Here is a 1,876-nt window from a genome sequence, read left to right as displayed (position 1 = left end):
CCGACAGCGACCTCCTCAGCAGCTCATCGGTGGATCGAGGCTTAACACCGCCTATGCCCCGAAGCGATGATGGTGTCGCTGAGGTGCGCGGCGCCCAGTTTGAACCGTCACGGGTTCTCTGCCGCTGCTATGCGGGCTGCGGCTCGGTGTTGAGGGCAGCGTAGTGGTGCTGCTCGTGCTCGAGCGGGGTCTGCATCCCGAGCGAGCCGTGCAGGCGTCGGTGGACGCTTCTATATCTGTCAAGCAGCGGACTTGACCGCGGCCGGCGGGGCTGGCGCTTGGGTTCGTAGGTGGTGGGTGTTGCGCCAAATCTCTCGGATGAGGTGTCGCTTGAGGCATCTGATGATTTCGGACTTGGTCTTGCCCTCGGCTGTTCGTCGGGCCACGTAGGCCTGGGTGCGTTCGTCAAGTCGCATGCGGACGATGACGATCCGGTACAGGGCTGCGTTGGCCTGCCGATGTCCGCCCCTGTTGAGTCGGTGACGGTTGGTCCGGCCGGAAGAGGCCGGGATGGGATTCACTCCACACAGTTTGGCCAAGGCTGCCTCGCTGGTGATCCTGGCGAAGTTGTCGCCGGCGACTGTAAGGATCTCCGCGGCCGCGTCCGGGCCGATGCCGCAACCGCCTCGGAGTTGTGGAGCGATCGCGGTGGTCAGCCGGTCCAGGTGTGTTTCGTGCTCGGCGATCTCTTCGCTGAGGTGGAGCCATCGTCGGGCCATCGCGCGCAGTGCGTACTTCGTCGCGGCTGCGGGGTCCTTGACCTCGCCTGGTCTTAGCCCTGCACAGCGGCGTAGCAGGGCCATCTTGGTCAGCGGCTCGAGCTGCTCGCGCAGGTCGGCGGGGGCGGTGACGATCAGGTGCCGCAAGCTGATCATGGTGGCGGCTCGTGCCTTGACGGCGGCATGCTTGGCGCACTTGATGACGCGGATCATCTCGACTTGGCCATCCGCTGTCTTTGCGCTTCCGGTGACGGTCCCAGCGAGCACGGCACGGGCGGCGTTCTCCGCGTCGAAGGCGTCCGTCTTGCCGCGCAGGCGACGGTCTCGTCTGTTAGGGCGGGCGGCCTCATGGATCGTGACGCCTTGGGGTCTCAGGGAAGCTACCAACCCGGCGCCGTAGGAACTGGTGCCTTCAATGGCGTAGATCAGGTCCGTGTCGGCGACGTGGTCGGTGACCTGTTGGCGCAGGTTCTCGGCCCACAGGGCAAGGCTGTCGTATCCCGCGCGTGTGGCACTGAAGCGCGCGATCTCCAGCAGCGCGCCGCGATCATCCACAGCTGCCGCGACGTGGAAGTCCTTGTGTGTGTCAACGCCGATGATCAGGCGCCGTGCCTCGACGCGCCCGCGTGGACGGGTTGGGGTCGAATTCATCATGATGCTCACTGCTGGCCTCCCGTGTTCGATGCGAGTCAGCGAACGGACCGGCCGGAGCGGGACAGAACTGTGACGAGACCTGTGCAGATCAGGCTTCTATCAGGTCACTGCCCGGCCGGTCTGATCACCGGGACGCATCCGCTGGCACAGGGCCGACAGGTCCACTCGGAGGACACCGTCCAAAGACGGGTCAGTTGTAACCAGGGGTCAGACCCTGACCAGCGGACGCCTGAGCAGTCTCACAGTTGTACCAGTCGACCCAGCCGGCGGTGGCGTACTCGACGTCGGCGAGGGTCTTGTAGGGGCCGTCGTGGAAGACGGTCGTGGTGATGGCCTCGGTCTTGAACAGGCCGATGATCGATTCCATCAGGGCGTTGTCGTAGGCGTCCCCGACGGTCCCGATCGACGGCGCGATTCCTGCGAGCTCGAGGTGTTCGGTGAACCGGATGCTCGTGTACTGGGCAGGTTCAACCAGTCGATGCAACACCGTGTTGTTGAAGGGA

General features: G+C 64.9%; 1 protein-coding gene and 1 pseudogene. Both read right to left on the bottom strand.

The window, feature by feature from the left end; genetic code table 11:
• Nucleotides 1-239: 239 nt before the first annotated feature.
• Nucleotides 240-1,373 (bottom strand): transposase, encoded by a 1,134-nt coding sequence (locus ABC138_RS17430; RefSeq protein ID WP_345914455.1) that lies wholly within the window; start codon nucleotides 1,371-1,373, stop codon nucleotides 240-242.
• A 244-nt stretch (nucleotides 1,374-1,617) separates the two neighbouring features.
• Nucleotides 1,618-1,876: pseudogene (locus ABC138_RS17425) on the bottom strand (integrase core domain-containing protein); the annotation flags it as partial.

Origin of the sequence: Janibacter sp. LM, assembly GCF_039631275.1 — a bacterium.
GTDB lineage: Bacteria > Actinomycetota > Actinomycetes > Actinomycetales > Dermatophilaceae > Janibacter > Janibacter terrae.
Note: the sequence above shows the minus strand (reverse complement) of the source record. Positions and strands in the feature narration are given on the sequence as shown.